The organism is Pseudomonas sp. EpS/L25, from assembly GCF_001512295.1.
In the GTDB taxonomy this organism is placed as follows: domain Bacteria; phylum Pseudomonadota; class Gammaproteobacteria; order Pseudomonadales; family Pseudomonadaceae; genus Chryseomonas.
Genome location: NZ_LNUP01000015.1, coordinates 529,549 through 556,473 on the forward strand (window position 1 = coordinate 529,549; position 26,925 = coordinate 556,473).

The 26,925-nt window shown below is 64.5% G+C and carries 23 protein-coding genes; 12 read left to right on the forward strand and 11 right to left on the reverse strand.

Annotated features, from left to right (window positions below; all coding sequences use genetic code 11):
• Window positions 1-780 precede the first annotated feature (780 nt).
• Window positions 781-2,058, reverse strand: a complete 1,278-nt coding sequence (locus AR540_RS19000) for an MFS transporter (RefSeq protein ID WP_059230987.1) — start codon at window positions 2,056-2,058, stop codon at window positions 781-783.
• Window positions 2,059-2,178: 120 nt separating this feature from the next.
• Between AR540_RS19000 and AR540_RS19005 the strand changes: the two genes are divergently transcribed.
• Window positions 2,179-3,063: a LysR substrate-binding domain-containing protein gene (locus AR540_RS19005; protein ID WP_059230989.1), complete on the forward strand. Its 885-nt coding sequence runs from the start codon at window positions 2,179-2,181 to the stop codon at window positions 3,061-3,063.
• A 37-nt stretch (window positions 3,064-3,100) separates the two neighbouring features.
• Here AR540_RS19005 and AR540_RS25500 read toward each other — a convergent pair whose 3' ends face one another.
• From AR540_RS25500 to AR540_RS19015, 4 genes are all read right to left on the reverse strand, one after another.
• Entirely contained in the window at window positions 3,101-3,769 is a 669-nt protein-coding gene (locus AR540_RS25500) for a hypothetical protein (protein ID WP_153014274.1), read from the reverse strand.
• Window positions 3,769-4,620 (reverse strand): hypothetical protein, encoded by an 852-nt coding sequence (locus AR540_RS25505; protein WP_153014275.1) that lies wholly within the window; start codon window positions 4,618-4,620, stop codon window positions 3,769-3,771. Before AR540_RS25505 ends, AR540_RS25500 begins: the two co-directional genes overlap by 1 nt.
• A gap of 11 nt (window positions 4,621-4,631) precedes the next feature.
• A complete protein-coding gene (locus AR540_RS19010) occupies window positions 4,632-6,497 on the reverse strand; it encodes a 3'-5' exonuclease (RefSeq protein WP_059230991.1) in 1,866 nt (621 codons plus the stop codon).
• A 371-nt stretch (window positions 6,498-6,868) separates the two neighbouring features.
• The gene (locus tag AR540_RS19015) at window positions 6,869-7,261 is read right to left on the reverse strand and encodes a globin domain-containing protein (protein WP_059230993.1); all 393 of its coding nucleotides are present in this window, start codon (window positions 7,259-7,261) and stop codon (window positions 6,869-6,871) included.
• A gap of 216 nt (window positions 7,262-7,477) precedes the next feature.
• On the opposite strand from AR540_RS19015, the gene AR540_RS19020 reads away from it, so the two are divergent.
• Together AR540_RS19020 and AR540_RS19025 are read left to right on the forward strand one after the other, a co-directional pair.
• Window positions 7,478-8,170 (forward strand): bacteriorhodopsin, encoded by a 693-nt coding sequence (locus AR540_RS19020; RefSeq protein WP_059230995.1) that lies wholly within the window; start codon window positions 7,478-7,480, stop codon window positions 8,168-8,170.
• 2 nt (window positions 8,171-8,172) lie between these two features.
• Complete coding sequence (locus tag AR540_RS19025) at window positions 8,173-9,024, forward strand: Brp/Blh family beta-carotene 15,15'-dioxygenase (RefSeq protein WP_059230997.1); 852 nt, start codon at window positions 8,173-8,175, stop codon at window positions 9,022-9,024.
• Here the strand turns inward: AR540_RS19025 and AR540_RS19030 are convergent.
• Both AR540_RS19030 and proP read right to left on the reverse strand, forming a co-directional pair.
• The gene (locus AR540_RS19030) at window positions 8,998-9,477 is read right to left on the reverse strand and encodes an Lrp/AsnC family transcriptional regulator (RefSeq protein ID WP_059230999.1); all 480 of its coding nucleotides are present in this window, start codon (window positions 9,475-9,477) and stop codon (window positions 8,998-9,000) included. The genes AR540_RS19025 and AR540_RS19030 overlap by 27 nt on opposite strands.
• A 486-nt stretch (window positions 9,478-9,963) precedes the next feature.
• Window positions 9,964-11,415, reverse strand: coding sequence for a glycine betaine/L-proline transporter ProP (gene proP / locus AR540_RS19035; protein WP_059231000.1), 1,452 nt, complete (start codon window positions 11,413-11,415; stop codon window positions 9,964-9,966).
• Between the two features lie 248 nt (window positions 11,416-11,663).
• On the opposite strand from proP, the gene AR540_RS19040 reads away from it, so the two are divergent.
• Window positions 11,664-12,641 carry a DUF6515 family protein gene (locus AR540_RS19040; RefSeq protein WP_059231002.1) on the forward strand — a complete coding sequence of 326 codons (978 nt, stop codon included), beginning with the start codon at window positions 11,664-11,666 and terminating at the stop codon, window positions 12,639-12,641.
• A gap of 398 nt (window positions 12,642-13,039) precedes the next feature.
• Here AR540_RS19040 and AR540_RS19045 read toward each other — a convergent pair whose 3' ends face one another.
• The gene (locus tag AR540_RS19045) at window positions 13,040-13,723 is read right to left on the reverse strand and encodes a class I SAM-dependent methyltransferase (protein ID WP_059231004.1); all 684 of its coding nucleotides are present in this window, start codon (window positions 13,721-13,723) and stop codon (window positions 13,040-13,042) included.
• A gap of 1,160 nt (window positions 13,724-14,883) precedes the next feature.
• On the opposite strand from AR540_RS19045, the gene AR540_RS19050 reads away from it, so the two are divergent.
• The 6 genes from AR540_RS19050 to AR540_RS19075 are packed head-to-tail and all read left to right on the forward strand — an operon-like array spanning window position 14,884 to window position 22,386.
• Window positions 14,884-15,372, forward strand: coding sequence for a GspH/FimT family pseudopilin (locus AR540_RS19050; protein ID WP_059231006.1), 489 nt, complete (start codon window positions 14,884-14,886; stop codon window positions 15,370-15,372).
• Window positions 15,369-15,893 (forward strand): type IV pilus modification protein PilV, encoded by a 525-nt coding sequence (gene pilV, locus AR540_RS19055; RefSeq protein ID WP_269085545.1) that lies wholly within the window; start codon window positions 15,369-15,371, stop codon window positions 15,891-15,893. The genes AR540_RS19050 and pilV overlap by 4 nt, the downstream gene beginning before the upstream one ends.
• Before the next feature lie 11 nt (window positions 15,894-15,904).
• Complete coding sequence (locus AR540_RS19060; RefSeq protein WP_059231008.1) at window positions 15,905-16,816, forward strand: PilW family protein; 912 nt, start codon at window positions 15,905-15,907, stop codon at window positions 16,814-16,816.
• A complete protein-coding gene (locus AR540_RS19065; protein ID WP_059231010.1) occupies window positions 16,813-17,436 on the forward strand; it encodes a PilX N-terminal domain-containing pilus assembly protein in 624 nt (207 codons plus the stop codon). Before AR540_RS19060 ends, AR540_RS19065 begins: the two co-directional genes overlap by 4 nt.
• A gap of 19 nt (window positions 17,437-17,455) precedes the next feature.
• Entirely contained in the window at window positions 17,456-21,925 is a 4,470-nt protein-coding gene (locus AR540_RS19070) for a pilus assembly protein (protein ID WP_059231012.1), read from the forward strand.
• A gap of 20 nt (window positions 21,926-21,945) precedes the next feature.
• Window positions 21,946-22,386, forward strand: a complete 441-nt coding sequence (locus tag AR540_RS19075) for a type IV pilin protein (RefSeq protein ID WP_059231014.1) — start codon at window positions 21,946-21,948, stop codon at window positions 22,384-22,386.
• Here AR540_RS19075 and AR540_RS19080 read toward each other — a convergent pair.
• Both AR540_RS19080 and AR540_RS25790 read right to left on the reverse strand, forming a co-directional pair.
• Complete coding sequence (locus AR540_RS19080; RefSeq protein ID WP_236712089.1) at window positions 22,383-23,201, reverse strand: DUF6502 family protein; 819 nt, start codon at window positions 23,199-23,201, stop codon at window positions 22,383-22,385. The two genes, AR540_RS19075 and AR540_RS19080, sit on opposite strands and share 4 nt — an antisense overlap.
• Before the next feature lie 150 nt (window positions 23,202-23,351).
• Window positions 23,352-23,495, reverse strand: coding sequence for a hypothetical protein (locus tag AR540_RS25790; protein WP_177339259.1), 144 nt, complete (start codon window positions 23,493-23,495; stop codon window positions 23,352-23,354).
• Between the two features lie 175 nt (window positions 23,496-23,670).
• On the opposite strand from AR540_RS25790, the gene AR540_RS19085 reads away from it, so the two are divergent.
• Window positions 23,671-24,774, forward strand: a complete 1,104-nt coding sequence (locus AR540_RS19085) for a catalase family protein (RefSeq protein ID WP_059231017.1) — start codon at window positions 23,671-23,673, stop codon at window positions 24,772-24,774.
• Between the two features lie 4 nt (window positions 24,775-24,778).
• On the opposite strand, the gene AR540_RS19090 is transcribed toward AR540_RS19085, so the two are convergent.
• Entirely contained in the window at window positions 24,779-25,411 is a 633-nt protein-coding gene (locus tag AR540_RS19090; RefSeq protein ID WP_059231018.1) for a glutathione S-transferase family protein, read from the reverse strand.
• A 127-nt stretch (window positions 25,412-25,538) separates the two neighbouring features.
• Between AR540_RS19090 and dbpA the strand changes: the two genes are divergently transcribed.
• Window positions 25,539-26,912, forward strand: a complete 1,374-nt coding sequence (gene dbpA / locus AR540_RS19095) for an ATP-dependent RNA helicase DbpA (RefSeq protein WP_082707048.1) — start codon at window positions 25,539-25,541, stop codon at window positions 26,910-26,912.
• The last annotated feature ends 13 nt before the right edge of the window (window positions 26,913-26,925 follow it).

A 26,925-nucleotide genomic window follows, 5' to 3' on the forward strand; every position in this document is an offset into this window, starting at 1 on the left:
GTTCATCTATCCCTGATGAGCAGGGTACTGCAGCGTTCGCCGCGCATTATCCAAACGGCTACACACCTAGGCAAACATTTGCATGAACTTTGCGAAGGGGGTGCAGTCGCCGGCGTTGAGTCTGGGACAGGCTAGCCTGGCTGGGGCATCGGAGCCCCTGGCAAGGGCACGAAACGCCGCTCCGTGCGACGAGCGGCAATCAGGGAAGGATATAGACGGTGATGAGATCGCTCTCAGCTGCCTGCTCTATCGCGGCCACGGCGGTCCGCCGATGCGGCCGCTCCTACAGTCGTGCCTGAACCTGTAGGAGCGGCCCATGGCCGCGATCAAGGTATCGATATTCTGGAGGTACAGCCCTATTGGCGGACCGCCATGGCCGCGAAAGCCATACCTGCGGCAGCACCGTAGCGTGGAAAACGGCGCAGCCTTTTCCACGGGGAGTTCGCCGCTGGGGGTTCCCTCACCCCAGCCCTCTCCCGGAGGGAGAGAGGGCGCTTCGAGCGGACATTCATCTTCGGTGGCTCAGGCATAAGACAGTCGCTCCTACGGTGAGGGTGCAGCACCGTAGCGTGGAAAACGGCGCAGCCTTTTCCACGGGGAGTTCGCCGCTGGAGTTTCCCTCACCCCAGCCCTCTCCCGGAGGGAGAGGGGGCGCTTCGAGCGGACATTCGCCTTCGGTGGCTCAGGCGATAAGACAGTCGCTCCTACGGTGAGGGTGCAGCACCGTAGCGTGGAAAACGGCGCAGCCTTTTCCACTGGGGAATTCGGTTCCAGGGCCTCTCACACCGCCGGCAAGGGCTGCAACTTCGCCAGGCGCACGGCCACGGCCAGGGCGGCCAGCAACAGGGCGCCGATGAACAGGCCCACGCCGGTCCAGCCACCCAGGTGCCAGCAGAAACCACCCAGGGTACCGGCCACGCTGGAGCCGGCGTAGTAGCTGAACAGATAGAGGGACGAGGCCTGGCCCCGGGCCTGGCGGGCCCGGCGACCGACCCAGCTGCTGGCCACCGAATGGGCACCGAAGAAGCCGAAGGTGAACAGCAGCATGCCCGGCAGCACCAGCCACAGCGGCGTGAACAGGGTCAGCAGCAGACCGCCCAGCTTGAGCACGATGGCCGCGGCGAACACCCGCCGCCGGCCGAAGCGATCGGCCAGGCTGCCGAACTTGGCCGAGCTATAGATGCCCGCCAGATAGACCAGCGACAGGACGCCGATCCAGGCCTGGCTCAGGTGATAGGGCTCGGCCAGCAGGCGATAGGCGATGTAGTTGAACAGGGTGACGAAGGCGCCCATCAGCAGGAAGGCCTCCAGGAACAGCCAGGGCAGGCCGGCATCGCGAAAGTGCAGGGCATAGCCGGCGAGCAGGCTGCGCGGCCGCAAGGGGCGCGGCTGGAAGCGCTTCGAGGCCGGCAGGCTGCGCTTGAACAGCACCGCCGCCACCAGGGCCAGCACCCCCAGGGCGCCGAGGGCGATGCGCCAGGAGACGAAATCCACCAGGACCCCGCTGATCAACCGGCCCGACATCCCGCCCAGGGCGTTGCCGCTGATATAGAGGCCCATGGCATAGCCCAGATGCTCGGGGTGCACCTCCTCGGCCAGGTAGGTCATGGCCACCGCCGCCACGCCGGCCAGCGACAGCCCCACCAGGGCGCGGGTCACCAGGATGCCGTCCCAGGTCGGCATCAGGGCGCTGAGCAGGGTGAAGCCGCCCGCGGCGAACAGCGCATAGACCATCACCGACTTGCGCCCGATGGCATCGGAAATCGGCCCGGTCACCAGCAGTCCGCACGCCATCAGCCCCGTAGCCAGGGACAGCGACAGACTGCTGGCCGCGGCGGTGAGGCCGAAGGCCTGGGAAAAGATCGGCATCAGCGGCTGCACGCAATAGAGCAGGGCGAAGGTGGCGAAGCCGCCACAGAACAGCGCCAGGGCGGTGCGCAGGAACTGCGGCGTGCCCTTCTCGATGAAGGCGGCGGGTTCGTGCTGCGCCTCGTTGGCAGCCGGGCGGCTTTCCAGGGCGGGGGCGGGCGGCGTGGCGGACGACCGGGACGTGTTCACGGATACCTCGGTGCTGGGTCGGGTTACGGATCTGACCGCTACACCCTAGGCTGGTAGCTGCCATACATCCAATATATTGTTCGTCTCGATTGATAGGTTTTACGACTCGATGGAGACGGCATGGAACTGCGGCATCTGAGGTATTTCGTGGCGGTGGCCGAGGAGCTGCACTTCGGCCGCGCGGCCGAGCGCCTGAACATCTCCCAGCCGCCGCTGAGCCAGCAGATCCAGGCGCTGGAAGCCGAGCTGGATACCCGCCTGCTGGAGCGTACCAACCGACGCGTCGCCCTCACCGAGGCCGGCCGGCTGTTCCTCGACGAAGCTCGCCAGATCCTCGCGGCCAGCGAGCGCGCCGCCGAACGGGTCCGCCGCGCCGGCCGCGGCGAGACGGGGCAGCTGCAGGTGGGCTTCAGCGCCTCCTCGCCCTTCGTCGCCACCATCCCCAAGACCCTGTTCGCCTATCGCCGCGCCTATCCCGAGGTACACCTGCAACTGCAGGAGATGAGCAGCCGCGAACAGATCGACGCCATGCTCGCCGGCAACCTGCAGATCGGCCTGATCCGCCCCATCGAACTGCCGGATTCCCTGGTGGCGGTCGAACTCTTCCGCGAACCCTTGGTGGTTGCCCTGCGCCACGACCATCCCCTGGCCCGGCAGGGCACAGGGCCCTTGCCCATGGCCGCCCTCGCCGAAGAGCCCTTCGTCTACTTTCCACGCACCTATGGCACCGGCCTCTACGAACAGGTCCACGGCCTCGCCGCCCGCGCCGGCTTCACCCCGCGCATCGTCCAGGAGGCCAGCGAAGTCCTCATCATCCTCGGCCTGGTCGCCGCCGGCCTCGGCATCACCGTGCTGCCCGCCACCTACCAGCGCACCCAGATGGAGGGGCTGGTGTATCGGGAGCTGGATGACCCGGATGCGACCTCGGCGGTGTGGTTGCTCAGGCGCCGGGATGAGGTGTCGCCGCAGGCGGAGGCGTTTGTGAGTATTTTGTTGAGAAATTAAAGATCGAATCTAACTGTTTATAAGGGGGTTTAAGAGATTATTTTCTTGATTCTTCAAATGCGGACATTAGTTCCGTTAATTCGTCCTCTGAGTATTTAATGGCTGTAAAATATGGTAAAACTTCCTCGATGAAAAGCTGGAAAGATTTCCAGCTCAAATATAAGAACACTAAAATTCCTGCAGTGGCGGTAGTGCAGTTAATTGAATTTACTTTTAATCCTATGAGGCTGCTGATTGATATGCAAAGGCATATTTCAGACAAGCTATTTAATCGCTTTAGTTTTCTCTGATTCGTAGATAGCTTTTCACGAGCGTTTTCAGCTAGAAATTTTTTTGTTTCTGTATTTTTGTTTTTTAAGAATTTAAATGTAATTTCTATTATTAGTTGGGTAAAGTCAGATTTAAGTGAAAACAGGTAAAATAAAAATCCAGACAACTTTTTGCAAGCTGCTGAGGTGAATGCCGCGAAAGCGATAGCTATTAGTATTTGGGATAGTGGTGCGTTTAGTAATATTCCGTTTCCAGTATCAAAGATTTCCTTTAGACTTAGTTCTTTGATTGCTTGAAGTAGTGTTTCAAGCTTTGTTTTGTAAAAAGAATGTAGTGCGACTAAAAATAATAGCCAGCAAATTATATTTGATAGAGAGAATTTATATTCGATCTCTTCCGCGTAACGAGCTTGGCAATACTCTATTAATTTATCCATTATGCTAGGCCGATAAAGAAGACATCGCCGCCCTTGAAGTCATAAGTTCCTCCTTCGTAGATAGGGCTTCCATAGAAGCGCATTGGCGTTTTTATCCCAAGGAATGGCTTTATTTTTTCAAATGAATCATCCCCAGCAAAAGTCATTTTTATGTCTTTTTCTGTGACTAAGTTATGTATTCTGGCCGATTTGTTTTTAGCGTCTAGCTCCAAAACATTTGCGCTAAAAACTAAAGGGTCACCGAGGCTTCTTTTTGATATAAAAGAGTGAAAATTTTCGCTTTGTATTCGGTTGAATCTAAATTTAGAGCTTTTTTCTCCATCTATGAATAATTCGATCGTACTTCGTCCTGCGTTTGGTGTTCTTATAACTCCAGCAAGTAGGTCGATTTCTTTGTTTATCGCTCTGTCTCCATAAGGTAGTTGTGATGCTGTTGGTATATAATCTTCTAGTTCGGTAGGTTCGATTATTCCTTTCGAGATTTGCTCTTTTCTTAAGTCGGATTGTTGGGCGAGAGAGCCGGCAGTAGCTAGTGCTTTTGATTTGGATTTTTCAATGGCTGGTGTTATAGCGTCCACGACTCTTTTTAGGGTTTTCTTTAACTTGGGGCTGTCGTTGACAAAATCAATTATGTATCCTCCCTCCTGGGGCGGGTTAGCCCATAGTTCGGTATCTTCGTAGTCTTCATGTTTTAATCGTGCATTTTTCCACACTTCGCCATATTTGACGTCGAGATGAGCTCTGTTAATGGCCGCTTGTAAGTGTGTTAGGCTTGTGCCAAGGGTTCTTAGCGAAATTGAGTGGTTGTGCTTGGTTATGTCGCCTTCGAAATGTAGTAATATTTTTGCCATGGCTTTGTCCGCTATTTTCCGATTTTAGAATTACTGCTTTTAATTTGAGATTTTATTTTTTGCGTAAATAGTGACTTCACTTGATACGTCATCACCAACCGATCAATCGCCCGCGTCATCGCCACATACAGCAACCGTGCCTCATCCGCCTCCGGCTCACCCTGCTTGGGCATTTCGCCTAGTCCGGGAATCAATGCCAAACCAAACTCCAGCCCCTTGCTGGAGTGCATGCTGACGATCTTCACGCTGTCTTCGGCGTCGTAGAGTTGGGCGCGGCCCTTGTTGCTGGCGCCGGAGCGATAGGGAAGGGCGGCCTTCTTGAGTTCGTATTCGGCCTGGTAGGCCTGGCTGGTGCTGCGGTAGAGGATGGCCATGTCGCTGAGCGGGCGTCCGGCTGCCTGTTCGTCGCGAATGCGGGCGATGAGCAGGTCCCATTCTTCGCGGTCGCTACCGCACTGGATGAGTTCGGGGAAGGGCCCGCGGCGGCCGGCGCTTTCCGGGGCGATCAGGGGCACGCCGTCTTCGCTGGCGTCGCGGCTGGTCAGCAGTTCGGTGGCGAAGGCGCGGGCGACGGCAAGGATCTCCACCGTGTTGCGGTAGTTGAGCTTGAGGATGGTGGTACGGCCCTGGGCCTGGATGCCGACGCTGGCGAAGCTGAAGTCCAGCGCCTTCTTGCCGCCCTTGCCGCGGTAGATGGCCTGGGCGTCGTCATAGAGCACCAGCAGCGACTGGGTGCTGGGATCGACCATCTGCACCACCAGCTTGAACCACTCGGGGGCGAAGTCGTGGCCTTCGTCGATGAGCACGGCGCTGTATTGGCCGCGGGGAATCTGGCCGCGGTCGACGCCGTCGATGGTGCGCAGTACGTATTGCTCCATCTTGGCCGCCACCGGCAGGCGGTGATCCGGCTTGTCCACTTGGTAGGCGGTGAGCATCTCGGCGCACCAGGCGTGGAAGTTCTGCACCACCACCCGCTCGCCCAGGCCCTTCTGCTCGATCACCTGGCGCAGGCGCCCGGCCAGGGACTTGTTGTAGCAGAGCACCAGGATGGGTTTGACCGAGACCTTGGCCAGATGGGCGCAGCGATAGCCGAGGATCATGGTCTTGCCGCTGCCGGCGGCCCCATGGATGACCCGGTGGCCATCGCCCAGGGAGCGGGCCAGTTGTTCCTGCTGCAGGTCCATGACCTTGATCAGGCTGGGCAGCGGCGCCTCGGCGGCATCGAACAGGCCGAATTGACCGGGCTGGCTGCTGACACGCACCTCGGGGAACAGGTGGTAGCGCACCCTATCGATCTGCGGCAGGGTGAGGGCGCAAGGAAAGACATGGGGAAACATGTCCCAGAGGCGCTGCTGGAAGGTCTCGGGGTCGGCGGATTCGGTCATCTCGTCCTGGCAGATGACCCGCTGGGGAGCGAGGACATCGCCCAGGTTGGCCTGCTCGAACTGGCGACGGGTGATGCCAGTGAGCACCACGCCCCAGCCCCAGGGCATGATCAGTTCGCCTGGACGCGGCGAGGTCCGATCCTGGCGGAGCAGGGGGTCTTTCTTCAGGACACCGGTGACCTCCAGCACGCAGACGCGGGCCTGGAGGAAGGGGTTGACCTGGGTCTTGAGTCCGTCTTGCGTATGCAGCCGGACTTCGTTCGGCGTGATGGACGCCAGGGTGTCCAGCTTCCAGTCCTTGACCTCCAGCACCAGGACGCCGCGCCGGGGATGCAGGACGACGAAGTCGGGATACCGCGAACGGGGGCCAAGCGGGACGTTGCTCCAGCAGAGGTAGTCGTCTTCGAGCAGTTTTTCCAGGCGTTCGGCGAAGCGGCGTTCACCGGCGGTATCGAACTGGCATTGGCTGCGAGCGGGGAAGAAGCGGGCCATCGGTCATCCATTCCGAGGTGCGGGCAGGGCGGACCAAACCGAGACCTGGCGCACAAAAATCCTTTCGTCATACGTTAGCCAGGCGGGCGAGGCGGGTAAAGCAGGGCAGGGCTTTTCAGGGGTGATTGGCGCTGTTGGCCGACCGATGGTGGCGGGCAGGTGGCCGGTATTGGGCTGTTTTGGGGGGATAGCGGTACTTCGAGGTTTGGTTTGCCCTCACCCCGGCCCTCTCCCTGGGGGAGAGGGGGCGTTTGGGTGAGGTGCGTTGCCTTGGGGCGTTGGGCTTCGACGATGGAGCTGTCTCAGCCCAACCTACGGGTAGCGGGTAGGTTGGGCTGAGCGCAGCGAGGCCCAACAGGACCTAGGCCGGCTCAGTAGTAGCTGCGCATCACTGCGATCCCTGCCTCCAGCACGTCCCGCCATTCCTGGCGCAGCGCTGGAGAGAATTCGGCGTCGTGCTGAGCGAGGGTGGCGAGCAGGCAGTCGACCCAGAGTTCGTAGAGCTCGGTGCCTATGTCCAGCCGCGCCCGGCAATGGCTTTCGCCAAGCTGGCGCAGCTTGGTAGCGGGCAGGCCGCGGGCCACCAGGACCAGGTTCATGATGCCGTGGCGCAGCAGCAACCGCTGCGCAGCCATGTCGGTGTGGGCGAATTTCTCCCGGACCCGCGGCGAGCTGGCCTGGAAGCGCTGGTAGAAGTCATCGAAGAAGGCGGGGCTGGCGCAGCAGCGTCCATAGCTCAGCATCACGTTCTGGGCTGGCAGCATGGGCGGGTCCCTGCGGCAAGAAACGCGACAGGCTGCCCGAGGGGCGCGAAGGGCGTCTTGATACCGGTCAACGGCGGTCACCGCCAGGCGGCGCTGAAACATTTTGAACCAAATTTCGCGGCGACTTCTCTACCTTAAGCGCAGCGGTCGTCGTGAAAACCCCAGGGTAGAGAGGGTGGTCGTACCGGTTCGCTCCCATCGCCTTTGGAGACTTCCATGATTCAAACCCCTCTGCTCATCGGCTTCGTCATCATGTCCCTCGCGTCCCTGGCCATCTATGCCAAGGGCGCGCACCACGGCCCGCTACGCGGGCACACCCTGGTGCACGCGGCGGTGCCCTTCATCGCGGCCACGTCCTATCTGACCATGTACCTGGGCGTCGGCAACCTGCTCAAGCCGGACGGCAGTGTCACCTACGTCGCCCGCTACCTGGACTGGACCTTCACCACGCCGCTGCTGCTGGCCGGAGTGGTGAGCTCGGCCTATCTGGGGGCCCGCGAGCAGGAAGGCCAGGCGGGCTTCGTGGCGGCCATCGTCACCCTGGACGTGGTGATGATCGTGACCGGCCTGGTGGCCTCCCTGGCGCCCTACGGCACCATCAAGTGGGTGTTCTTCGCCTGGTCCTGCGCGGCCTTCGCCGGGGTGCTCTATCTGCTGTGGAAGCCGCTGGCGGCCCTGGCCGGGCAGACGGCGGCGGTCGGCGCGGCCTATCGCAAGAACGTCGGCTTTCTCAGCGTGCTCTGGCTGATCTATCCGGTGGTCTTCGCCATCGGGCCGGAGGGTGTCTGGACGGTGAGCGATGCCGCCACGGTCTGGGCCTTCCTGATCCTCGATGTGCTGGCCAAGGTGGTCTACGCCTTCACCTCCGAGCGCAATCTGCGCGCGGCCCTGGCACGGACCGGCGTCTAGGGATGCGCGAGGCCGGTCGAGGCTGGCTGGCGCTGCTGCTGACCGCCGGGCTCGCCAGCTTGGCAGGCGGGGCAGGGCAACTGGCCTATGCCCTGGCAGTAGGCCTGGGCCTGGGCCTGCTGCATGGCGCCAGCGATCTGCGCCTGGTCGCTCCCGCGCGGCGCCTGGCCTTTCTCGGCGGCTACCTGGCGACTGCCCTGGCCTGCCTGCTGGGCTGGCAACTGGCGGGCAAGGTGGCCCTGCCGCTGTTCCTGCTGCTCTCGATCTGGCATTTCGCCCATGAAGACGAACTCCTCGCCGATCGGTTGAGTTCGCTGGCGCTGGGACTGTTCATCGTGGGTGGTCCGGCAGTGCTACACGAAGCGGCCGTGGCCCGGCTGCTGGCACTGGCCATGGGACCGGATGCCGCTCCGGCCTTGGCGGCTTGGCTGGGCAGGCTGCTTGCCCTGGGGGGGACGCTGGCGTTACCGGTGCTGTTGCTGGCCGCCTGGCAGCGCCGCTGCCCCTGGCTGGCGGCCACGCTGCTGGCGGCGGTGCTGGCGCCGCCCCTGGTCGGGTTCGCCCTGGGTTTCTATCTGCTGCACGCCGCGCCCCAGACCGGGGTACGCCAGCGGTTGCTGGGTGCGTCTAGCTTCAAGGCCTACCTGCAACTGACCTGGCCGATCCTGCTGGGTGCGGCCCTTTTCACCCTGGCCGGCGGACTGGTCTTCCTGCTGCAGGAGCGCACCGGCATCCGCGCGCTGTTCGCCGTCCTGGCGGCCTTCGCCGTGCCCCACATGCTGGTGCTGCCGCGCTTCCTCGCACCTGGCGCCGAGGCCGCGCCGCGTTCAGGGGCGCAGGTGATTGAGCGGTAGCTCGGTGCTGGCCAGGATCTGGTTGAGCACGAAGCTCGAGCGCACGCTGGACACGCCTTCGATGCGCGTCAGGGTGCCCAGCAGCAGCTGCTGGTAATGCTCCATGTCGGGCACCACGACCTTGAGCTGGTAGTCCGCATCCATGCCGGTCACCAGGCAGCACTCCAGCACCTCGGGGCACTGGGCGATGACGGCCTGGAAGTTCTCGAAGCGCTCGGGAGTGTGCCTGTCCATGCCGATGAGCACGAAGGCGGTCAGCGAGAGGCCGAGCTTCTTGCGATCCAGCAGGGCGACCTGGCGGGTGATGTAGCCACTGTCTTCCAGTTGCTTGACCCGCCGCGAGCAGGGTGAGGGCGACAGGCCGATGCGCTCGGCCAGCTCCTGGTTGGAGAGGCGCGCATCGCGCTGCAGTTCTGCCAGGATTTTCAGATCGAAGCGATCGAGTTTGTCCATTTTGCCTACCTTGTACTGGCGGATTGCGCTGAATGCTAGATTTTTAGCCATGGATTGCGCAAGAGGCAGTGAAGAAGGCGTACAACGCAACCCCCTGCTGGCGGCAGCGGCGTAAGCTGAACTCAACTTCGATAGCCCGGTAGAGCTGTCCAACGAAGGTGCCCCAGGAGGGCCTTTCGCATCGCCAACGACGGCATCCCGTCTGCCGCGCCCGGGCCCGCCCAGGTCACCATTCCTGGTCGATCGCAGCCACCGTCACGAGCGGTGCGAGAGGACAACGAATTCAAGGGGAGGCCGCGAGGTCTCCCCTTTTCTTTTGGGCGGGGTTTTTGGAATGGGGTGGGCTATTCCCAATTGAAGAGGGGGGTGTTGGGAGGTTCGGTAGGGGGAAGAGCATCACGGCCATGGGCCGCTCCTACGGGTAGTTCGTGTCTGTAGGAGCGGCCGCATCGGCGGACCGCCATGGCCGCGATCAATCCGCGAAACTCAGGCCTGCCCCGGCGGCTGCTTGTCCACGGTCAGGGGCGCGTCGCTGGCGAGGAACGCCTTGGCTTCCTCTTCGCTGGCCACCGAGGGCGGCGAGCCGCGCAGGGGTTGGCCGGCGGTCTCGCGCACGGTGAGCATGGTCAGGATGCCGATCACCGCCGCGGCCATCAGGTAGTAGGCGGGCACCAGGGGGTCGCCGGTCTTTTCCACCAGCCAGGCAGTGACCAGCGGGGTGGTCCCGCCGAACAGCGACACCGAGATGTTGAAGGCGATGGACAGGGCGCTGTAGCGGATCGGGGTGTAGAACAGCGCGGGCAGGGTAGAGGGCATGGTGCTGGTGAAGCAGGCCAGGGCCATGCCCAGCAGCATCAGGCCAAGGAAGATCAGCCAGTCGTGGCCGCTGCCGATCAGCTTGAGGCAGGGAATGGCCAGGACCAGGATCGCCAGGCAGGCACCGATGATCATCGGCTTGCGGCCCAGGCGGTCGCTGAAGAAGCCCCCCAGGATGTTGAGCGGCATCATCACCACCATGACGATGAGGATCAGCAGCAGACCCTTGGTCTCGGCATAGCCCATCGTTACCGCCAGATAGCTGGGCATGTAGGTCAGCAGCATGTAGTCGGTGACGTTGAACACCAGCACCAGGCCGATGCACTTGAGCAGGGCGATACGATGCAGGGTGAACAGCTCGCGCAGGCTGTGCGCCGGGCTTTCCGCGCCCTTGCCTTCGTTGGCCTCGGTATGGGCCTTGAACGCCGGGGTTTCTTCCAGCTTCAGGCGCATGTAGAGGCCGAGCAGGCCCAGGGGGCCGGCGATGAAGAAGGGCACGCGCCAACCCCAGTCGAGCAACTGCTCCTGGGTCAGGGCCGCGGTGAGGGCGGTGACCGTCCCGGCTCCGGCGATGTAGCCGGCCAGGGTGCCGAATTCCAGCCAACTGCCCATTCGCCCGCGGGTCTTGTCGGTGGCGTACTCGGCGATGAACGTCGCCGCGCCGCCGTATTCGCCGCCGGTGGAGAAGCCTTGCACCACCCGCGCCAGCAACAGCAGGGCGGGTGCCCAGATGCCGATGCTCGCGTAGCTGGGGATCAGGCCGATGCTGAAGGTGCCCAGGGCCATCATGATCATGGTCAGGGCGAGCACCTTCTGGCGCCCGTACTTGTCGCCCAGGGGGCCGAATACCATGCCGCCGAGGGGGCGGACCAGGAAGGCCACGGTGAAGGTGGCGAAGGTGGCGATCAGTTGGGCCGCGGCATCGCCGTCGGGAAAGAACACCTTGCCCAGGGTGACGGCCAGGTAGCCATAGACGCCGAAGTCGAACCACTCCATGGCGTTGCCCAGGGCGGCGGCGCCGACGGCGCGCTTGACCAGGGAGTTGTCGACGATGGTGAGGTCGTCCGGCTTTACCTCATGGCGGCGCTTGAACCAGCCGACGTGATGATGGTGTTTCGACATGTGTTTTCCTCCTTGCGTGGGGCGATAGACCCGAGCGGAGCGCCAGAAGTGCGATGACAGACGGCTATAACTTCGCCGCTGGCCCCTGGACGTAGTCGAAATCCATGGCGTGAGCGGTGAGCGTTGGCGGCCGAGCGACTCGCTCCGGAATGCCCTTGCGACACCGAACCAGGCGGCGGCTGACGGTCGGGTCGTGGGGCGGTCCAAGCCTTGAGGTAAGCTGGGCCATTCCTTCAAGGAGCCGCGCGATGAAAGCGCCTGCCGTCCTCTTCGCTCTCGCCCTGCTGGGTGTCGCCGGCGGGAGCACCGCGCCCGCCTGGGCCGATTCCAACTATCGCCTGGGCGGTGGCTATGTGACGCCGACCCCGGGCGCGGCACCGCCGCCGGCACAGTCCGGCAATGGCGGTGGCTGGCAAGGGGGCGGTCCGGGTAACTGGAACGGCGCGCCGCCGCCTGGTCGTGGTCAGGGGCCGGGCCAGGGGTATGCGCCGCCGCCGGAGCGCTGGGGGCGTCCCGCTCCGGGACCGCGGCCGGATGTGCAGCCAGCCTTCCAGGATCGTCCGGTGCCGCTGCCGCGGCCCGGCTACATGATGCCGGCGCCCGCGCAGCCCGACTGGAATCCACCAAGGCCGCCCCGTCCCAATCCCGGATACGACCAGGGCTGGTCAGGCAATCGACCGGGCTGGGGCGCCCATCCGCAGTGGCGACCGGGCTTCGAGGTGCCGGGAATTCCCGCAGGCTTCACCCGCGTCTGGTACCGCGATAGTCAGTACTACTATGCCGACGGCTATTGGTATCGGCCCCAGGGACCGCGCTATGTGGTGACGCTGCCGCCGACCGGCGTGCGGGTGAGCGTGCTGCCGGCCTTCGCCGAGACGCTGTGGATGGGCGGCACCACCTATTATTTCGCGGCGGGCAGCTACTACCGCACCGATCCGGGCGGTGGCTTCGTCACGGTGGCCGATCCCACGGTCGCCGCGGTGCCGACCACCTCCGCGGCGCCGACCGGGATGGGCTACGACGCCTATGACGTCACCGCCTATCCGCTGCAGGGGCAATCGCCGGAACGCTACGCCACGGACAGATACGACTGCCGTCGCTATGCCGCCGGCGACTCGGGCTTCGATCCCGAGCGCCCGGGTACGGTGGCCGATCCCTACCTGACCCAGCGCTTCCGCCAGGCCCTGGGGGCGTGTCTGGCGGGGCGCGGCTATCGGGTGGAGTAGGGCTAGTGTGGTGTTTCAGAAGTTAACTGCACAATTTTGGCGGCGCTTTTTTTGCCCGGGCGGCGTTGCCACTCCTCGCCATAGCCCTGCTATGGCTCGTCGTGGCGCCTAACCCGAGCAAAAGAATCACTCGCCAATTCTTGCGCGAACTTCTGAAACACCACACTAGGCGTTGTCTGAAAAGTGCCTGCGCATTGGCGATGCGGCGTTAAAAATCAGCTGGAATGCCGGCGCAGCCGGAATGCTCATTTACCACTCGCAAACTCGCTCGCGAGCCCGGCCCGCTTACTCGCTGATTCGATTCGCTGGCGCTCACCCTCCGGGCCAGCCGTTGGCTGTTACTCCCGTGGGTCGTTGCGCCTTGCCTCACCTTCGCTCGGCGACTTTTCAGACAAGCCTCAATCGTTGGTCAGCTGCACCAGGGTGAACAGTCCGAACGGCGGCACGCTGCTGCGGCTGGCGCGGCGCAGGTCTTCCCGGGAGAGGATGGAGTCCATGGCGAAATCCGGATGCCAGCCCAGCTTGCGCGAGGCCGGGGCCAGGGCCTTTTCCGCCAGCAGGCGCAGGCCACCTTCGGCCTGGAAGTGGTTGACCAGCAGCAGGTGGCCGCCGGGTTTCACCACCCGGCGCATCTCCTGCATCAGCTTGCGCGGATTGGGCACCACGGAGGCGACGAACATGGCCACCGCGATATCGAAGGAACCGGTGGGCAGGCCGGTTTCCTCGGCGTTGGCCTCGATCAGCGCCTCCACCGTGGCGATGCTGTCGCGGGCCACCCGCTCCTGGGCCTTGGCCAGCATGTGGGGTGACAGGTCGATGCCGGTGACGCGCTTGTCCGGTCCGTAGTGGGGTAGGGCCAGGCCGGTGCCCACGCCGACTTCCAGCACCCGGGGGCCCGCCAGGGCATTGACCGCCGCCACCGCGCGCTTGCGACCGGGCGCCGAGACGCCGCCGAATACGCGGTCATAGACATTGGCCCAGCGCCGGTAGGCGGAAATGATGGCGGCATTGTCCAGTGCGGAATGGGGCGCGGAAGTGTCCGCGGTATTCAGCGAATAATCGATTTTCTTCGAGTCGTGCATAGCGGCCTTGTCATTGTCGGTAGATGAAAGCAGAGGCGGTACGGAGCTAACTCGGAGCGGGGTCCGATGGTGGAAGGTGGGTGCCCAGGGCGAGACGTCGACATCGCGCAGGCGTTCCGGAAGCGCGGTCCAGCAAGGACTCGCGGCCTGGCACTCCAGTCCCGCGAGGCAGGCGCGGAGACCTTGGTGGCGCGCGGCGATCCTTGGTCCCGTTCTTTTTAAAACAATTGCGAAGTCTTTGGCTAGTTATGGGTGAAGAGGTTCGTCACGAATGAGAAGTTGGTGCTTTTAATGGCGTCTTTATTGTTTGGTTCTTCAATTAAATATGGCGGCTGAATAATCTTTGTTATTTGTTCGTTCAATCAGCAGGGCGGGACAGCGGGGTATGGACGTTGCTGGGCAAGTCCGGCGAATTCAGGATCTGCCCAAATGCCAAGGCCGATCCGGGTGGCTCATCCACGAGCGCTGCTCTCGCGTCTGGCTATCCGCCCAGCGGTATAAGCATTACTACTTTGGTCTAATAGTGAAATTGAAAGGCCTGGGAGCTTCGCTTAGGGAAGTGCCGCTACCGCTGCTTCGCTGACGCTTAGCTTGCTTTTGTTACGTCAGAAGTGCGAATTACAACTACGGCTTAGCGCCTGACGCTGGTTGCCCAGCGGTCGGGGAAGCCTACTGACGAGAGTGCAGCGTTTCGTCCGGTACCGGGCGGCTGGACCGTCTCGCCGTCGCTATCCGCGCATGACAAGGGCTGTAGCACGCTCTTGGCGCTCTGCTCGGGCCGCCGTGGTCCTGCCGCGCAGCGCTCCGGCTACCTGCAAGGCTGCGGAGCGCTGTCGAGATTTTCAGTAGCAGGCTATTCGGTGCCTGGCTTTATTTGCATATGGGGAATGAATGGCACATCTGCGGCAGCTCCACCGGCAGGGCCACCGATCATCATGCTTTAGAGGCCGAACGTCATACGTCTACTGACTTGTCGCGGGATTGACCGCAGCATGGCGGGAGAATCATTCGCGATGGTCAATGTGCAGGGCTCGAGGTCCCGGGCTTCACGTTCGGCTGTCCGAATGCTCAAGGATGATGGCTGAGCGCTGTTTTGCTGCGGAATCGGACTCCGGGCTAACGCCTTTCGCTTGGGTACTGCAGTCGTGAAGAGAGAGTCATTGCGTAGAACCTGGGGTTTCACCCTGATCGAGATGCTGGTGGTGGTCGCCCTGATGGGGATCTTCCTGGCCATTGCCGCGCCCAGCTTCGCGGGGCTGATCCGTTCCAACCGGGTCCAGGCCGCCGCCGATGAGCTGGTGGGGGTATTGCAGTACGCGCGGGGCGAGGCCATCACCCGGGGCGTGACCGTGACCCTGACGGCGACCGACGCCAACGCCTGGAACGCCGGCTTCACCCTGTCCGCTGCCGGGCAGACGCTGCCGCTGCGGCGGATCGACGCGAGTGGCCTGCAGAGCGGGGTGACGGTCAGCTCGGGAGCGGCCCAGGCAAGCTTCAGCGCGACCGGAACCAGCGGCACCACGACCAATCAGTGCTTCACCATCTGCTCCGCCGACCAGTCCGGGCAATGCCGTTTCGTCGGGCTCAGCGTGACCGGGCGCATCACTCCGCCCTCGACGACCCGACCGCAGACCGGGGAGTGCTCGTGAGACGCAGCCACTCCGGCTTCAGCATGATCGAGGTGCTGGTCAGCGTGGTGCTGATCTGCGTGGGGCTGCTCGGCATCGCCGCCCTGCAGAGCAAGGCCGTGCCCTTCACCCAGGATTCCGTCCAGCGCAATGCCGCCATCATGTTGAGCAACGATCTGCTCGAACTGGTGCGCAGTCACCCCGACGCCGTCGCCGACTATCTCAAGGCGCCCGGCGACGACTTTCCTAGCGCGCCGGACAGTTGCCTGCCCACGCCCGCGGCCGCGGCGGACCAGCTCGGCTGCTGGGCGGCCCAGGCGAGTGCGCTGCTGCCGGGTGCCGCGGATCTGCTGACCAGCTCCTTCTATGTCTGCCGCAATGCCACCCCCGGTCTTACCGGCGCGACGGCGTCCTGTACCGGCGGCGACTATCTCGAGATCCAGGTGGCCTGGAGCGCACCCCTCGACAGCTGCCTGGACGGCACCGCGACCAGCAGCGGGACCAGCTCCATCTGTACCTACCGCGTACGAACCCGACTCTGAAGGCGCCCGTCATGCTCAACCGTTTCGCGACCGTACCGGTCCGGCAGCAGGGACTGTCCATCGTCGAGCTGATGGTGGCCCTGGCGCTCAGTAGCTTCCTGATCCTGGGCGTCACCGAGCTCTACATCAGCAACAAGAAGACCTACCTCTTCCAGCAGGGCCAGGAATTCAACCAGGAGAACGGGCGCTTCGCGTTGGCGCTGTTGAGCCAGGAACTGGCCAAGGCCGGCTATCGCCGACGGCCGGACATCGCCATCACGCGGGATTTTCCCGCTGACAGCGGGACGACCACCACGGGCAACGCCCTGGGCTGCAACTTCGCCGCCGGTGCGGCGGTGACGGGCACCGCCACCAGCCTCTGCATCCGCTACCAGGCCCGCGACGTCCAGGAGACCGATTGCCGGGGGCAGGTGCTCAGTGCCCAGTCTACCGCCCTGGCCAACAATGCCGATGCACCCTACGAGTATTCCAACACGGCGCAGAACGCGGTGATCGTCGAACGCTTCTCCCTGGCGGCCGATGCCAACGTCACGACCGGCGCGGCCAACGAGCGGCCCGCTGCCCTGGTGTGCGCCAGCAATCTGCTGGCCTGTGGCAATGGCGCCTGTACCCGCAGCAACGGCGACACCACGACCGCGCAACTCATCGGCGGCGTCCGCGACCTGCGCTTCGACTATGGCGTCGGCGCCGACCGCAGCGTCACCGCCTTCAGCCTCACCCCCGCCGTCAGCGCCGCCAACCTGATCCTCACGGTGCGTTATTCCGCACTGATGCAGGCGCCAGCCCAGGGCGTGTGGGACAGCGGCGAGACGCCAGCCGTCCTGAGCCAGTGGAACGGGCGCTACGGCACCACCCTTACCGGCAACGCCTATCTCTATCAGATCGCCCAGGACACCATCACCTTGAGGAACCTGATGCCATGACCGTCTTGCGCAATCTCGCCGGACAACGGCAGCGCGGTGCCTCCTTGCTGATCGCGCTGATCCTGCTGTTGCTGCTGACGCTCCTGGCGCTGACCAGCCTGCGCGGCGTCACCCTGGAATCGCGGGTGATGGGCAACATCAAGCAGCAACGCAACCTGCAGAGCGCCGCCGAAACCGCGTTGCGGGCCGGGGAGGGCGCGCTCGGCACGGCCGTCGTGGCGCCGGATCTGGCGAGCAGTTGCACGACGACCTTCTGCGTGCCCTATCAGCTGCGCAACAACGCCTATCTCAATGCCGCCGGCACGGCCCTGGGCAGCGAGACGATCGGCGGTCGCAGCGTGCCCCGGGGCTATATGACGCCGCTGTTCCGCAACGGCGATCCCAGCGCCACCCTGGACGGCTACAGCATCCTGAGCAACGCCAGTGCCACCGAGACGCCCAATGCCCGCTGGTACGTGGTCGATCTCGGGCCGCTGGACAATGGCAGTGAAAACAATTGTGCCCTGACCGGCTGTGGTACCCGCTACTACGAAGTCAACAGCTGCGCTGGCGAGGGCTGCGCGAGCCCACCGAGCGGGCAGCGGATCACCCTGAGATCCGTTATGACCAAATCCTTCTGATCGACCGGAGACGCTATCCATGAACGCGCAAGCCATGAACGCGCAAGGTCGCCGTCGCTTCCCGCTGCCCCTGCTGCTGCTCGCCCTGGCGACCAGCGCCCAGGCCGTCACCAACTTCCCTACCCAGACGCCGTTGTTCGTCAACAGCGCGGTGCCGCCGCTGAACATGCTGGTGGTGGAGCGCGACCACAAGCTCTATGCCCCGGCCTACAACGATGCCGCGGACCTGGATGGCGATGGTGTCCTGGACATCTATTACAAGCCGGGAGTCATCGACTACACCGGTTACTTCGATTCCGCCAAGTGCTATGCCTACGATAGCGCCAATGGCTACTTCGTCCCCCAGGGGCCGGGTACGGCGATTTCCGGCACGCCCACGACCGGCACGCCGAAGAAGTGCGGGACCGGCAACAGCGCCGCGCCCTGGAGCGGGGACTTCCTCAACTACCTGACCACCTCGCGGATGGATGCCCTGCGCAAGGTGCTCTATGGCGGCTATCGCTCCACCGATACCGCGACCAGCACCGTCCTGGCGCGGGTCAACGTGCCGACGGATGCCCACTCCTGGGGCAAGGAATACAACCGTGCCAACGGCTACAACATCTCCGACTATGCGCCCATCAGCACGCCGAGCAGCACCAATGCCTACGTGCTGTTCGCCAACACCACCTACAGCGGCCAACCAAGCCTGAGAGTCATCCCCAGTACCTCGGATATCCGCATCTGGGGTTGGGTGTCGCGCGAATCGGTCCAGGGGCAGAACACCGCGACCACCACGTCCTTCTCGGACGTCAACCTGTCGGCGACCACGCCCTCGGGCACTCTCACCAGTTCGTCCGGCCGCAACGTCTACAGCTTCAACGTCCGCGTCCAGGCCTGCGTCAGCGGGTTGCTGGAAAGCAACTGCAAGGCGTATCCCAATGGGCAGTACAAGCCGACCGGGTTGCTGCACGACTATGGCGAGGGCAACCAAATGTACTTCGGGTTGCTGACCGGCACCTACAACGACAACCTTCAGGGCGGGGTGCTGCGCAAGGCCATCAGTTCCTTCGCCAACGAGGTGGATGCCACCACCGGAATCTTCGGGGTGGCCTCGGGGAGCGGCAGGAACATCACCTACACCAAGCAGGGCATCATCGCCACGCTGGACGGCATCCAGTATTCCTCGGATGGCTCCTGCTCGGGCTGGGCGTCTCCCGGCAACGACCTCGGCAACGGCCAGTGCTACAACTATGGCAATCCGCTGGGGGAGATGTCCTACGAGGTACTGCGCTATTTCAGCGGTGCCACCACGCCCACCTCCGGCTATGCCGCCGGTTCGGTGGACAGCGGTCTGGGGCTGCCGGCGGTGACCCGCTGGAGCAATCCCTACAGCACCTATCCCTCGTGCTCGAAGCCCTTCCAGACGCTGCTCAGCGACGTGAATCCCAGCTACGACTCGGATTTGCCGGACAGTGCCTTCACCGCGACCTCCGTGCCCGCCACGCTGACGGGGTTCAGCAGCCGTACCCTGGGGCAGACCATCTGGGACAACGAGGTGAGCGGCAACCGCAGCATCAACATCGGCGAAGTGGCCGGCAGCGCCACCGACTATGCCCCCACCGCCAAGACGGCGAACGGCTTCGGCAATTTCCGCGGCCTGCCCGACGAACCTACCCGGCAGGGTACCTACAACGTCGCCAGCGTTGCCTACTACGGCAACAAGACCGCCCTGACCACCAGCGGGCAACGGCTGAAGACCTTCGCCGTGGCGCTGTCCTCGACCCAGCCGCGGATCCAGATGACCACCAGCCTCGGTACCCTGACCCTGGTGCCCTTCGGCAAGGTGGTCACCGGGGGCAATACCTATCAGGCGACCGAGCAGATCACCGGTTTCTATGTCGACACCATGGCCAATCTCAGCGGCATGCCGGTGGACAGCAGCAAGAACGGTGGTCGCCCGCTGATCAGTTTCCGCGTGGTCTACGATGACGCCGCCCAGGGCGGCGACTACGACATGGACGCCATCGTCCTCTACACCCTGGCCGCCAATGCCAATGGCACCATCACGGTCACCAGCGATACCCAGTATTCGGTGTCGGGCAACGACTCCCACATGGGCTACACCATGTCGGGCACCAACGCGGACGGCATCTACCTGGAGGTGACTGGCGGTGGGACCTCGTCCAACAGCGGGAACCTGCGCTACGCGCTGGACACGCCACCCGGTCGTCTACCGGGTGCCTGCGTAAACAGTTCGAGCAACTGTCCGGCCTTGCCGGGGCGCAAGAGTAACAGCGTGGTCGTGAACGGAGGTTCCTCCACCTCGCGGACCTTCACCCCGTCGGCCAGCTCCCTGGTCACCAACCTGCAGAATCCGCTGTGGTACGCGGCCAAATGGGGCGGCTACAACTATTCCAGCAGCAACCCCCTGCCGGTCGCTGGCGACTGGGATTCCAACCGGTCGGGGACGCCGGACAATTACTTCCTGGTGACCAACGCCTCGACGCTCAAGACCCAGCTATCCAATGCCTTCAACCAGATCCTGCAGAGCAACAGTTCGGTAGCGGCCCCGGCCGTGCTGCCCTACCTGAGCACCACCAATGGTTCGGCGACGCGCTATGACAGCTACACCACCTCCCTGAACGCCACCTACTGGAGTGGCGACCTGACCAAGACCACCATCGAGATCACGCCCACCACCACCGGAACGGCGACCAAGACCAGCACCACGGCGTGGAAGGCCAGCGCCCAGATGCCGGGCTGGGCGTCGCGGACCATCAAGATGGCGGCGATACCCGGGACGGGCACCGGTCTCCAGGACTTCACCTATGCGCTGCTTTCCGGGCGTCGCTATGGCGGCAACGATCTGCAGACCAACCTGGACGTCAACAAGGTCAACTTCCTCCGGGGTGACAACAGCCTGGCCACCTCGAGCTATCGCCAGCGCCAGACCCTGCTGGGCGACATCGTCAACTCGGCACCGGCGCTGGCGGTCGGCGCCCAGTACCTGACCAGCGCGGCCAACGCCCTGGAAACCGGCGGTGACTACGCGACCTTCAAGACCAACCAGGCCGCCGAAACGCCGATGGTCTACGTGGGTGCCAACGACGGCATGCTGCACGGCTTCAATGCCAACACCGGGCAGGAGACCTTCGCCTTCGTGCCCACGGCGGTGATTCCCAACCTCTATCTGCTGGCCAGGCCGAACTACAACAACGCCACCGCGTCGCAGCACACCTACTACGTGGATGGCTCGCCGGTGATCACCGATGCCTATTTCGGCAGCGCCTGGCACAAGGTGCTCATCGGCACCCTGCGCGGGGGCGGTCGCTCGATCTTCGCCCTGGACATCACCGACCCGGATGCCATCAAGCTGCTCTGGGAATTCAGTGGCGAAGCCAGCAATGCCGGCGGCAACAGCCAGACCAACGCCGCGCTGGGCTACAGCTTCGGCACGCCTCTGGTCTCGCGCCTGCATACCGGCCAATGGGCGGTGCTGACCGGTAATGGTTATAACGGCAGCGGTGGCACCGCCTCGCTGCTGATCCTCGACATCGCCACGGGCCGGCTGCTCAAGCAGCTGGATGCCGAGACCACCACCCAGAGCAACGGGCTGTTCAACCTCAAGGCACTGGACGTCAATTCCGACGGTATCGCCGACTACGTCTACGGTGGCGATCTGAAGGGCAATCTCTGGCGCTTCGACCTGCTGAGCAGCGGCAGCCTGACGGCCACGGCGACCCTGAACGACTTCAGCGTCGCCTTCGGTGGCCGGCCGCTCTACACCGCGCGCAGCAGCGATACCAATGGCACGCTGCAGCCGATCACGGCACCGCCGTCGGTGGTCAAGCATCCCTCGGGCACCGGCTTCATCGTCATGTTCGGCACCGGCAGCTACTTCACCACCGAGGACAAGACCTCCACCGACCTGCAGAGCGTCTACGGCATCTGGGACAAGAACGTCTCGACCCTCGCCACGCCCAACACCACCAGCACCCTGACGGCGCTCCAGCGCAGCAACCTGCAGCAGCAGACCTTCACCTTGGAGTCCTCGCTGAACGGGACCAGCGCACGGGTACTGAGCAATACGACGGTGAACTGGACCACCGCCAGTGGCTGGTACCTGGATCTGCAAAGCAACAACCAGACCCTCGGCGAGCGCGTGGTGAACCCCATGACGGCCAGCGGCCAGGCGTTGCTGTTCAGCACGGTCACGCCCAACGCGGATGTCTGCTCCTCGGGCATCACCGGCTGGACCTATGCGGTCGATCCGGCCTCGGGTGGGCGCACGGCCTTCAACGTCTTCGACCTCAATGGCGATGGTGTGGTCAACAGTCTGGACGGTCTCAACGGAACCGTCGTGTCGGGCTTCGGCAGCACTGCAGGCGGCACCACGTTGTCCAATGACCAGGTATTCTCCCCTGACCCTGACAAGCTGAAAGCCATCAGCAAGGGCCCCCAGGCCTCGGGCCGGCAAACCTGGCGGGTGATACCGCAACCGCAATGAGTTCGAGAGAGAGCAGCAGCATGAGCAGCACGCGAGGCTTCACCCTGATCGAGGTGATGATCACCGTCGCCATCGTCGGTATCCTGGCCGCCATCGCCTATCCGAGCTATCAGAGCTACATCCTGCGCAGCCATCGCTCCGAGGGCATGGCCCTGCTCAGCGAGGCGGCGGCACGGATGGAGCGCTACTATGCGCAGAACAGCACCTACGCCACGGCCACGCCCAACCGGCTGGGCCTGACCAGCACGGCCAACGCCACCACGGTCGATTCGGCGAACGGCTACTACAGCCTGAGCCTGACCACCCTGACCGCGACGTCCTATAGCCTGAGCGCGACGCCCCAGAACGCCCAGGCCCGCGACACCTGCGGCACCCTGACGCTGGACTCCACCGGGCTGCGCGGCGCGGCGGGCAAGACGGCGACCAACGACGCCGCCACGGTCAGCAACTGCTGGCGCTAGTCCTCCCGCGGCTGCACCAGGCCCGCATCCCGACACTGTTCCACCCGGCAGCCGCCGAAGCCCAGGGTGATCCTCTGGGTGGCGTCGGCCTTGCCGGCGTCGCAGGCTTCGTGCTCCACCACCAGGCGATTCAGGCGGTTGAGCAACTGCATGGATTCGTCGTAGGCGATCTGATAGAGGCTGAGGGTCGAGTCCTGGGTCAGGTTGTGCCCATAGACCACGTGGAAGGTGAAGTCCGGCGCGGCGCGATCCTGCAGGTAGAGGCGCTCGAAGCCGGCCAGCAGGTCGCCGGTGAAGTGGGCCAATAGCCGGCCCGCGCCTTCCTGGCTCTCGGTGCCGCGCAGCAGCGAGCGGGGGGTGAGCACCACCCGGTCTTCCTCGTCGAGACGGGCATAGCCCTTGCGCAGCCATTCATCCAAGACGGTTCGCGCGCGGACGTCGCTGCCGACGCTGGCCACCAGCGCATCGAAGCTCTGCTCGCCACCGCGGCGCTGGGTCCGTGGCAGGGGCCGCAGATTGCCCTCGGCATCGAGCAGGTCCAGCCGCGAGGTCCAGGCGCTGAGCACCTGCCATTCCAGGCTCGGGGTGCCGCGCGGCTGGTCGGGGCTGGCGTCGCGCAGGGTGCGGACCTCGCGGCGCGGCAAGCCGGTGAGTACCGAGATGCGGCTGTCGGAGTTGGGCTTGTCGCCCAGGGGTTCGAAGTCGCGCGCCACCTCGAAGTAGGTCTGGCGCAACAGGCGGTCGAAGGTCTGGTAGGTCACGCCGGAGGCGATGGCGATCCGCACCAGCCGACCGATGAGACTGCGAAGAAGCAAAGGAATCTTGGTGGAAAGCATGCAGGAGAGGCTCGACGCGGATAACGCCCACTCATCTTCGCGGCAGCCAGGGGCGCCGTCAAACCGGCGGTGTCGTCGGCGGACCTGGCGAGAAGCGCGACGGGCCCGGTCCGCCGCGCCGAGGAGGACTCAGCCGGGCGTGCCCGATTCGGTCTGGCCGGCCACGTCCGGGTCATCGGGGAACTCTTCCGGCTCCATGTCGGCATAGGGCAGCTCTTCGGGCGGCGGGGTGTCGCTGGGGTTGTCGTAGGTCTTGCGGTCGGCGTCGCTCATGATGATCTCCCGTGGTCGTCGCAGATATCGAACCCGTCTGGCCGGCGCCGTTCCCGAGCGGCCGCGGAGGCTTGCCTTATGTCGCGGCGACGGAGTTGGGCCGAACGTCCTTAGCGCGATAGCGGTCTACGGTTGGACCGTCTCGCCCGAATGACGGCGCCCGAGGAGTCCCGTGATGACCACGCCCAACGCTGTTCACCCGCTGCCGTTCCAGCCCGCCTTCGAACAGGTGCCGGACGATGAAGCCGATACCATTCGCGCGATGGTCCAGGCCATGAGAGACATCGCCGAGACCACCTACGCCAACGGCGGCCATGCCATTCGCAGCGTCCACGCCAAGAGCCACGGACTGCTCACCGGCCGGGTGACGATTCTGGGCGGCCTGCCCCCGGCCTATGCCCAGGGCGTCTTCGCCACGCCTGGCAGCCATGCGGCGGTATTGAGGTTCTCCACCAATCCGGGCGACATCCTGCCGGACAGCGTCTCCACCCCGCGCGGTCTCGCGCTCAAGCTGATCGACGTGTCCGGTGCGCGCCTGCCAGGCAGCGAAGGGCAGGCGACCCAGGATTTCGTCATGCAGAACGCGCCGGCCTTCACCGCGCCGGACCCCAAGACCTTTCTCAAGACGCTCAGGCTGCTGGCCAAGACCACCGACCGCGGCGAAGGGCTGAAGCAGGTGGCCTCGGCGGTGCTGCGCGGCACCGAGCAGGTGGTGGAAGCCTTGGGTGGCGAGAGCCCGACGCTGAAGAGCCTGGGCGGTCACCCGGAAACCCATATCCTTGGTGAGACCTTCTATACCATGGTGCCCTTTCTCTACGGGCCTTATTTCGCCAAGCTCAGCGTGGTGCCGGTGGCCCCCGAGCTGACCGCCCTGACCGATGCCCCGGTGGAGGTCAACGGCAAGCCCGACGGCCTGCGCGAGGCGGTCAACGCCCATTTCGCCCAACATGGCGGAGTCTGGGAGATCCGCGTGCAGCTGGGCGTCGACATCGAACAGACGCCCATCGAAGACGCCTCGGTGGTCTGGCCGGAAGACCTGACGCCCTATGTGACCGTGGCCCGCCTGGAGGTGCCGCCGCAGCCGGCCTGGAACGAGGCCCGCTCGCGCGAGGTGGATGACGGCATGGTGTTCAGCCCCTGGCACGGTCTGGCCGCGCACCGCCCGCTGGGCGGCATCATGAGGTCGCGTCAACTGGCCTACGAGATGTCTTCGCAGTTTCGCAGCGAGCGCAACGGCTGCCCACTGCATCATCCGCGCGGACCGGTGGAGCTGTCGTAAAGGGTCAGTCGAGCTTGGCGAGCTCGGCGTCGTCGAGTTCGCGGGCGCGTATCGCAGCCGGACGGCTTACCAGCCCGGCCACGTAGCGCTCGAAGTGCGGACGCTGCTCGATGGTGCCGAAGGCCATGCCCCAGGCGAGATGGGAACCCACATAGACGTCGGCGGCGGTGAAGCGGTCGTCGACCAGGTATTCACCGGGCGCCAGGGCGGCGTCCAGGGTATCGAGCACCTCGGGGAGGCTGCCGTAACCCAGGGCGCGACGCTGCTGCGGATCGTCGGGCAGGGTGAAACCCATGGCCTGGTTGGTGGTGGCGGCTTCCAGGGGGCCAGCGGCGAAGAAAAACCAGCGGTAGTAGGCGCCGCGGGCCGGATCGTGCAGCGGCGGCGCGAGGCCCGCGGCGGGAAAGGCATCGGCGAGATAGGCGCAGATGGCCGCGGTTTCGGTCACCACCGCCGCACCGTGCCGCAATGCCGGTACCTTGCCCATGGGGTTGATCGCCCGGTAGGCCGCCGACTTCATCGCCGGACCATAGTCGATGCGCTGCACCTCGTAGGGCTGGCCGAGCTCTTCCAGCAGCCAGCGCACGATGCGTCCGCGCGACATGGGATGGGTATAGAGCACGGGCCGGTCGAGCATGGAGACGCTTCCTTGAGTTGTCGTACCCCTTAGCATAGGTAGGCCATCCACCAGCGTCCACGCGCCAGTGCGGCGGTGTCCTTCTGCTAGACTGGCAAACCTTTACGAGCCGTTTCACAGGACTCCCGTGCCCGCATCCTTCGCCTCCCTGCCGCTGGCCGACGCCATGCAGGCCAATCTGGCCGACCTCGGCTACCTGAGCATGACGCCCATCCAGGCGGCCAGCCTGCCCATCATCCTCAAGGGCCAGGACCTCATCGCCCAGGCCAAGACCGGTTCGGGCAAGACGGCCGCCTTCGGCATCGGCCTGTTGACCGGTCTCAATCCGCGCTACTTCGGCTGCCAGGCGCTGGTACTGTGCCCGACCCGCGAGCTGGCCGACCAGGTCGCTCGCGAACTGCGCCGCCTGGCGCGGGCCACGGCCAATCTCAAGATCCTGACCCTCTGCGGCGGCATGCCGCTGGGGCCGCAGATCGCCTCCCTGGAGCATGGCGCCCAGGTGATCGTCGGCACCCCGGGCCGGGTGCAGGAGCACCTGCGCAAGGGCACCCTGGTGCTGGACGGGCTCAACGTGGCCGTGCTCGACGAAGCCGACCGCATGCTCGACATGGGCTTCATCGAGGCCATCGCCGACATCCTGCGGCAGACCCCGGCGCGGCGGCAGACGCTACTGTTCTCCGCCACCTATCCGGAGGGCATCGAGCGGCTGGCCCAGGACTATCTACGCTCGCCCCTGCGCATCAGCGTCGAGAGCCAGCACAGCGAGACCCAGATCCGCCAGCGCTTCTACGAGATCGCCGCCCAGGATCGCCTGGCTGCCGTGGTGCGGTTGCTGCGGCATCATCGTCCGGCCAGCGCCGTGGCCTTCTGCCAGACTCGCCAGCAGTGCCAGGAGGTGGTCGAGGCGCTGCACGCCCAGCGCATCTCCGCCGCCGCCCTGCATGGCGACCTGGAGCAGCGTGAGCGTGACCAGGTGCTGGCGATGTTCGCCAATCGCAGCCTCTGCGTGCTGGTGGCCACCGACGTGGCCGCCCGCGGCATCGACGTGGCCGGCCTGGAAGCCGTGATCAACGTGGAGCTGTCCCGCGATCCGGCGGTGCACGTGCACCGCATCGGCCGTAGCGGCCGGGCCGGCGAGCAGGGCCTGGCGCTGTCGCTGGTGGCGCCGGCCGAGGCCAGCCGCGCCCAGGCCATCGAGGCCCAGCAGGGCAGCCCGCTGGACTGGCAACCCCTCGGTGCCTTGCGCGATACCCCGGAGCCGCTGGTGCCGGTCATGCACACCCTGGCCCTGGCGGCGGGCAAGAAGGACAAGCTGCGTCCCGGCGATATCCTCGGCGCCCTGACCGGCGATGCCGGCCTGCCCGGCGCCAAGATCGGCAAGATCACCCTGTTCGACCACCAGGCCTTCGTCGCCGTGGAAAGAGACATCGCGCGCCAGGCGCTGCAGCGCCTGGCCGAGGGCAAGATCAAGGGCCGGTCGATCAAGGTGCGGATGTTGTAGGGCGGATTTGGCT